Genomic DNA, 6,772 nt, shown 5'->3' with positions numbered 1-6,772 from the left:
AATCGTTGGCCTTGTCGTGACGATTCTTGATCGATCCCATCGCGGCGCGAAACTGGGTTGCAGTCAGCGTGGACAGGAGCGCGGTCGTTGCAGTCTTAAGGACACCCCGGTCGTAATCGTTGATATGGAACGACGCTTCCGTCGGCTCCGCCTCGATCTCGGACAGGATGGCCAGCGCAACGAGTCGAGCGATCTCAACGTGATGCTCTTCAACCGATGGGGTCCCGCTGCCCGCCCACTCAAAGTCCATGTACGCGATCGCCAGGTACGGTACCGAATCGCTAACTGACTTCACCTCGAGCATTCGTCGAAGCGCGGACTTACCGGTGCCGCGCGGCGAAAAGACGATCGTCGGTTCCGGAGCCGTCGGGTCGCCAAGCACGCTCGGAAAGTAGGGCGGAGGCACGAAGTAGTCTGCGAGATACTCCTCACGGTCGGAGTCCCAAGTCGCAAAAGGATCGGACGTGAAGCCGGCTCGGCTCATGATCGACGTACCTGTCACCCGGGGTCTCCACTCTGCCTGGATCGCTTCTCTCTCCTCAGGCTACCGACTGCGGACCAGATCAGTCCGGCCTTCGGGTGGGGAGTACGTGACCGCATGGCGGTGGCTCAGCGTGCGACGTCACTCATCATCCGCGCATGGTTGCCATGACATCCGCGATGGTCTCTGGATCGGTGAACCAGACGACTTCCAGGGCGGTCGTCAGCATGTCGATGAATCCTCCCTGTCCGGCCGAACGAAAGGAGTCGTATGTGCCGTCGTCGAGTAGCGGTCTGCCGGCGACGTCGCGCAGTCGACCGGCGGGAAGCTCGAGCGCGTATCCGACAGGCAGCCCCTCGCCCACCGCATCCTCCCAATATGGGTCCACGTAAACCCAATGGCCAGCAAATTCGCCGCGTCCGATGCGTCCAACGATCCCGACGGTCGGCCAAGTAGCAGGTAGCGGCACTCGGGGGTCGACGGCGAAATACTCATTAGGGTGTGACGAGCGAGATCGCATGGCTGAAGGGTACCGAGCCGACCGGGCACAAATGCTTTCTGCCGCCGAGCGAGAGTCCACAGGTCGCGCACGCTTGTCGGTCCTCGACCGGTCGTAGAGTGGTACCGTTTTACGTACTACTCAACGAGGGGTGTGCCACCATGTCCGCGATCACCGCGACCGAAGCGCGAAAGAGCCTGTTCGGGCTCATTCAGCAGGTCAACGAGGACCACACGACCGTTGAAGTCGTCTCCCGCCGCGGCAACGCTGTGATCATGTCCAAGGACGACTTCGACGCACTGACCGAGACGGCCTACCTCCTGCGCAACCCTGCGAACGCGGAGCGACTGCTCGAGGCTGTCGAGCGCGCACGCCGCGGCGAGTTTCAGCAGCACGACCTCCTTGACGCGTGACGCGATCGCTTGCCTTCGACCCGAACGGGTGGGAGGACTACGTCTACTGGCAGACACAGGACCGCAAGACGCTGAAGCGGATCAACCTGCTGATCGCGGATGTCGTTCGTGATCCGTTCGACGGCATCGGGAAACCCGAACCGCTCCGTCACGTTCTTTCCGGCGCCTGGTCTCGTCGCATCGACGAGAAGAACCGACTCGTCTATTACGTGACCGATGACCACATCGTCATACTGCAGGCGCGAGACCACTACTGAATCACAGGGGCGCGGATGCCGGTCCATCAGCGGGCGACCAAGTTCTCAAGTCGCCGGTCGTGCAGGCTGCGTACTCCTCGCGGGGCCGCGAGGGATGGCGGCGCTCATGAGGTGACGGGCTCGTCGTTAGTCTCGGAGGGTGCTGATTTCGGTTGATGATCCGAGGGCGGCCGACGTGCTCGCGCTGCTTGAAGAGCATCTGCGGGACATGTTCGAGACAGCGCCAGCGGAGAGCGTGCATGCGCTTGACCCTGATGCGCTCGCGCATCCGAGCATCACGTTCTGGAGTGTGCGTGACGCCGAAACCGGCGTGCTGCTCGGCATCGGGGCATTGAAGCAGCACGACGCCGCGATGGGTGAGCTCAAATCGATGCGCACGAGCATCGCAGCCCGCGGTCGTGGGGTGGCGAGCGCAGTGCTGACGGCGATCCTGCAGGAGTGTCGGGCCCGCGGGTACCGTGAGGTCAACCTCGAAACCGGCACGCAGGACCACTTCGCACCCGCTCGCGCTCTCTACGCGAAGTACGGATTCCGCATCCGTGGGCCGTTCGCCGACTACGTTGAGGATCCGAACAGCGCCTACTTCCGACTCTCGGTCTGAATGCCTCAGCGTGAGTGAACCTTCGGGGCGCATTTCCGTGGGCATGGGTGGTGCGCCTGGTGTGGCGCGAGCAATGCCCGGGTACCTCGCCCGATGCGATGCGCGCAGGGTGAACCCCAACCGCACGTCGAAAGCGCGACGGCGTCCTTGCAACCACCGCTCCCGGAATACCGAGTCGCGCTCGCCGTTGATCCAAACATGACCCAGATCGGAAACAGCGACCTCGACGTTCTTCCTCTCTCCCTCGGCGGCAACGTGTTCGGCTGGACGGCCGACCGCGACGCGTCGTTCCGCATCCTCGACTCGTTCATCGCCGGCGGCGGTGACTTCATCGACACAGCCGACGGATACAGCGCGTGGGTGCCGGGAAACTCCGGTGGCGAGAGCGAGACGCTGATCGGGGAGTGGCTCGCGCAGCGCAAGCCCGAGAACCTCGTCATCGCCACGAAGGTCAGCACCCACCCCGACTTCAAGGGGCTGTCGGCGTCGAACGTGCGCGCCGCCGCCGAAGCATCTCTCGGACGCCTGGGCATCGACGCCATCGACCTCTACTACGCCCACTTCGACGACGCCGAGACGCCTCTCGAAGAGACGGTCGCCGCGTTCGCGGAGCTGCAGCGCGATGGCCTCATCCGCCACACTGCGGTGTCGAACTACAGCGCCGAGCGCATCCGCGAGTGGGTTCGCATCTCCGACGAGCTGGGCGTCACGCGCCCCGTTGCGATTCAGCCGCACTACAACCTCGTGCACCGGAACGATGTCGAAGAGCACATCGCCCCGGTCGCGGAAGAGTTCGGGATGGGCCTCGTCCCCTACTTCGCGCTCGCGAGCGGATTCCTCACCGGCAAGTACCGCTCGGCCGGTGCCGACGGCGGAGGTTCGCCGCGCGCCGGTGGGGCCGCGAAGTACGCGACGCCGCAGGGCATCGAGATCATCGACACCCTCGAGAAGATCGGCAACGCCCACGACGCGTCGATCACGACGACCGCGCTGGCGTGGCTCCGCGCCAAGCCGACCGTGGTCGCTCCGATTGCGAGCGCCTCACGCGTCGAGCAGCTGACCGACCTGCTCGCCAGCACCCGTCTGGACCTGACCTCAGACGAGATCGCCGAACTCGACCGCGTCTCGGAGTGGGCGCCCGCCGCCGTTTCGGCCTGAGCACGCCGGCCCCGGGCTGCATCAGCCGGATTGCACCTTCGCGCCCACGCGTCGGCGAGGGATGAGGCGCGCAGAGTTCAGGATGAACGCGGTCTCGCTGCCGACGTGGATGAATGCGGCCGCCACCGGACTCAGGAGTCCGAAGGACGCCAGCACGATCCCGACCAGGTCGATCGCGATCGTGCCGACGAAGTTCGCCATGACGATCCGGCGTGCCCGCCTGGCGACGTGCAGGGTGTGCACGAGATCGCTCAGGTCAGAACTGATCAGCACGATGTCCGCGCTCTCGCGCGCGATGTCCGTTCCCGACCCCATGGCGATGCCGACGTCAGCACGCGCGAGCGAGGGGGCATCGTTCACCCCGTCGCCCACCATGGCCACTCGTCGCCCCGCTTCGCGCTCGGCGTCGATCGCCGCGAGCTTCTGCTCCGGAAGGAGGCCGGCCCGCACATCGTCGATGCCGAGCTCGGCTGCCACCGCCTGCGCGGTCGCCGGCTGGTCGCCGGTGAGGATGAGCGTGCGAACACCGCGCCGATGAAATTCGGCGATCGCCGCCCGAGCCGTGGGGCGGATGACATCCGCCAGCAGGATCGTGCCGGCATACGCTCCGTCGACGCCGACGTGAACGGGTGAAGCGATTCCCGGCGCGTCGACCACCTCGGGTGCGTCTGCCACCAGGGTGCGGTTTCCCACCGCCACGGTGTGACCCTCGATCACAGCCGTCACACCGCATCCGGGTTCATAGGTGAACTCCGACGCCGGGAACAGCTCGAGGGAGCGCGTCCGGGCGGAGGCGACCATCGTCTTCCCCAGTGGATGCTCGGAGTAGGCCTCCGCCGACGCCGCGAAGGTCAGCAGACGGTCCTGATCGAGCATCCCGTCGGTGCGCACCTCCACGACCGACGGCGTGCCGGCTGTGAGCGTGCCGGTCTTGTCGAAGACGACCGTGTCGACCGCCGAGAGAGCCTCGAGGTGTGCGCCATCTTTCACGAAGGCGCCGGCACGGGCGATGCGAGCGATGGCGGCGAGAACGGCGAGCGGCGTCCCCGCGGCGATGCCGCACGCGCCGGCGACGACCACCACGGCGATCGTCGCTTCGAGATCGCGCGTGACCACATAGGTGATCACCGCACCGCCGAGAGCGAGGTAGACCAGCCATGCGGCCAGACGATCGGCGAGGCGCTGCACCGGTGGCTCCGACGACTGCGCCTGACGCACCGCGTCGACGATGCGGCCGTAGGACGAGTCGGCGCCCACGCGTTCGGCGCGCACCTCGACCGCCCCGATCTGATTGATCGACCCGGCGAAGACCTCGCTGCCGGGGGAGAGGTCGACCGGCCACGACTCGCCGGTGATACGCGACTGGTCCGCGCTCGACCGACCGGATAGGACCACCCCGTCGACCGGGATGCGACCCCCGGGCGCCACGATGACGGTGTCGCCTTCCTGCACGTCGGCGAGCGGTCGCGTGACCGGCGACCCATCGTCGGTGCGCACCTGCACGGTGTCGGGCAGGAAGCTCATGAGGTCGGTCAGAGCGTCGCGGCCGCGATCCATCGAGAGGTCTTCGAGGATCTCGGCAGCCAGCACGAACGCAGCGATCACGAGCGAGGTCACCCATTCGCCGATCGCGGCGGCGGCCACGATCGCGATGAGCATGGACAGCTCCATGCTCATGCGGCGGTGTCGCACGTCTTCCCAGGCCTCGGTGGCGATCGGCCAGCATCCCACCACGAGACCCACGACCGCGATGACCGGTACCTGCGGCCACGGCCAGGTCGCGCCGAGCGCGACCGCCACGGCACACGCGGCGACGAAGAGGGTGCGGATCAGATCGCCGCGGTCGATGCGGCCCCACAGGCTCCGCTCCCGTGCGCCCGAGGTGACGTGTGTCGCTGTGCGCGCGTCGACGCTCACGGCGCTGTCTCCGCATCGCCGTCTGCCACCGGCAGGCCCGATGCGCCGACGTGATGACGGGGCAGGGTGTCGCCCACGACGTGCTCAGCCTGGAACACGGCATGCGTCACGAGCTGTCGCGCGTGCTCGTCGATGAGGTTGTAATACACCCGGGTGCCCTCCTTACGCGTCGCGACGATGCGCGCCCACCGCAACTTCGCGAGATGCTGCGACACGACGGTCGGCGATTTGCCCACACGTTCCGCGATCTCGCCGACCGACAGTTCGCCTCGGCGCAGGGCGAGGATGATGCGGATCCGTGTCGCATCCGACAGCAGCGAGAACACCTCGGCCGCGAGGTCGACGTATTGACTGGATGCATCGAAGGTGCACGCCTGTGAATCTTCACCCATACGCAGATACTAGGTCAGTTTGTCCGTGTCGTGGAAGGCAGATCGCGTCCGAGAGGACGGCGGTTGTGGTCAGGAGAGGGCGTTGACCATCGTCTGGAAGAACAAGTCCTGATCGATCGCCTCGATGACGCGTGCGTTCGGCTCGCGGCCCGAGCGACGCACGGCGTCGACGAGCATGTATCCCTGGGTGAGGCCCGGGTTCGTCTCGACGTCGACGAAGTAGTCGGACGCTTTCGTGATGATCGACGGTTCGACCGCGATCGCGGCGGCGATCGAGTCGGGATGAGTGCTGCCGGGCACCCCATGCGTCTTCTCGACGTATTCGACGCTCGCCCGGTTCGCGCGGGTGAAGAAACGCGACTGCGGGGTGTCGAGCTCCTCGATGATCCGCAGCTGATCGGGGCTGAACCGCCCGTGCGACATCACGAGGTCCCACGGCACGATCGTCGTGGGGAACCCGGCCGCAAGCACGATCTTCGCCGCTTCGGGGTCATGCCAGAAGTTCGCCTCGGCCGCCGCGGTGATGTTGCCGAGCGCATTGTTCGTGCCGCCCATGACGTAGAGGTGCTTCACCTTGCCGGCGATCGAGCGGTCGGCGGCCACAGCACAGGCGAGGTTCGTCAGCGGCGCCTGAGCGATGATCGTCAGCTCGCCGGGGTTGTCGTTGATCAGACGGATGAGCGCAGACACGGCGTTCTCGGTCTCAGGCCGCTGCGCCGCCTTGGGAAAGTTCGCGCCGCCGAATCCATCCACCCCGTGCACGTACGACGAGTCGTCGAAGGGAGCGATGAGCGGCAGCCGGCACCCCTCGTACACCGGCACCTGGCCGCCGAAGCCGGCCACCTCGATCGTGTACAGGGCGTTCTCGACCATCTGATCGAAGTCGACGTTGCCGTAGTTGACGGTCACCGCCTCGACGCGCGTGTTCGGATGCCGCAGCCCGATCATGAGCGCGAACGCGTCGTCTTGCGCGGTGTCGGTGTCGTGGATCAGGCGGAGGGTCATGGCGAGGCCTTTCGGATCGCGTCCGACTGTAGAGGCGCCATGTTTCGAG

Annotated in this window: 9 protein-coding genes; 4 read left to right on the top strand and 5 right to left on the bottom strand. The window is 66.2% G+C overall.

Going from position 1 to position 6,772, the window contains the following annotated elements; all coding sequences use genetic code 11:
- Positions 1 to 502: hypothetical protein (locus tag ACGG9C_RS16230; protein WP_390178909.1), on the bottom strand; the 502-nt coding region annotated here is incomplete at its 3' end.
- 127 nt (positions 503 to 629) lie between these two features.
- Complete coding sequence (locus tag ACGG9C_RS16225) at positions 630 to 869, bottom strand: hypothetical protein (RefSeq protein WP_194385052.1); 240 nt, start codon at positions 867 to 869, stop codon at positions 630 to 632.
- A 272-nt stretch (positions 870 to 1,141) separates the two neighbouring features.
- Here ACGG9C_RS16225 and ACGG9C_RS16220 point away from each other — a divergent pair, with 272 nt between their 5' ends.
- The 4 genes from ACGG9C_RS16220 to ACGG9C_RS16205 all read left to right on the top strand — a co-directional run bounded on the left by ACGG9C_RS16220 (position 1,142) and on the right by ACGG9C_RS16205 (position 3,409).
- The gene (locus tag ACGG9C_RS16220; protein ID WP_194385053.1) at positions 1,142 to 1,393 is read left to right on the top strand and encodes a type II toxin-antitoxin system Phd/YefM family antitoxin; all 252 of its coding nucleotides are present in this window, start codon (positions 1,142 to 1,144) and stop codon (positions 1,391 to 1,393) included.
- The gene (locus tag ACGG9C_RS16215; RefSeq protein ID WP_194385054.1) at positions 1,390 to 1,650 is read left to right on the top strand and encodes a Txe/YoeB family addiction module toxin; all 261 of its coding nucleotides are present in this window, start codon (positions 1,390 to 1,392) and stop codon (positions 1,648 to 1,650) included. The genes ACGG9C_RS16220 and ACGG9C_RS16215 overlap by 4 nt, the downstream gene beginning before the upstream one ends.
- A gap of 139 nt (positions 1,651 to 1,789) precedes the next feature.
- Positions 1,790 to 2,251, top strand: a complete 462-nt coding sequence (locus ACGG9C_RS16210; RefSeq protein ID WP_194385055.1) for a GNAT family N-acetyltransferase — start codon at positions 1,790 to 1,792, stop codon at positions 2,249 to 2,251.
- 198 nt (positions 2,252 to 2,449) lie between these two features.
- A complete protein-coding gene (locus ACGG9C_RS16205; RefSeq protein WP_194385056.1) occupies positions 2,450 to 3,409 on the top strand; it encodes an aldo/keto reductase in 960 nt (319 codons plus the stop codon).
- Between the two features lie 21 nt (positions 3,410 to 3,430).
- On the opposite strand, the gene ACGG9C_RS16200 is transcribed toward ACGG9C_RS16205, so the two are convergent.
- The 3 genes from ACGG9C_RS16200 to ACGG9C_RS16190 all read right to left on the bottom strand — a co-directional run bounded on the left by ACGG9C_RS16200 (position 3,431) and on the right by ACGG9C_RS16190 (position 6,723).
- Complete coding sequence (locus tag ACGG9C_RS16200) at positions 3,431 to 5,326, bottom strand: cation-translocating P-type ATPase (protein WP_194385057.1); 1,896 nt, start codon at positions 5,324 to 5,326, stop codon at positions 3,431 to 3,433.
- Positions 5,323 to 5,718, bottom strand: coding sequence for a metalloregulator ArsR/SmtB family transcription factor (locus tag ACGG9C_RS16195; protein WP_194385058.1), 396 nt, complete (start codon positions 5,716 to 5,718; stop codon positions 5,323 to 5,325). Before ACGG9C_RS16195 ends, ACGG9C_RS16200 begins: the two co-directional genes overlap by 4 nt.
- 69 nt (positions 5,719 to 5,787) lie before the next feature.
- Positions 5,788 to 6,723, bottom strand: a complete 936-nt coding sequence (locus ACGG9C_RS16190) for a nucleoside hydrolase (protein ID WP_071043072.1) — start codon at positions 6,721 to 6,723, stop codon at positions 5,788 to 5,790.
- Positions 6,724 to 6,772 lie beyond the last annotated feature (49 nt).

It is taken from the genome of Microbacterium sp. MTN4-26 (genome assembly GCF_042846595.1).
Classification (GTDB): Bacteria; Actinomycetota; Actinomycetes; order Actinomycetales; family Microbacteriaceae; genus Microbacterium; species Microbacterium luteum.
The sequence above is the reverse complement of the archived record's forward strand: the minus strand, read 5'-3'. Positions and strand labels throughout refer to the sequence as shown.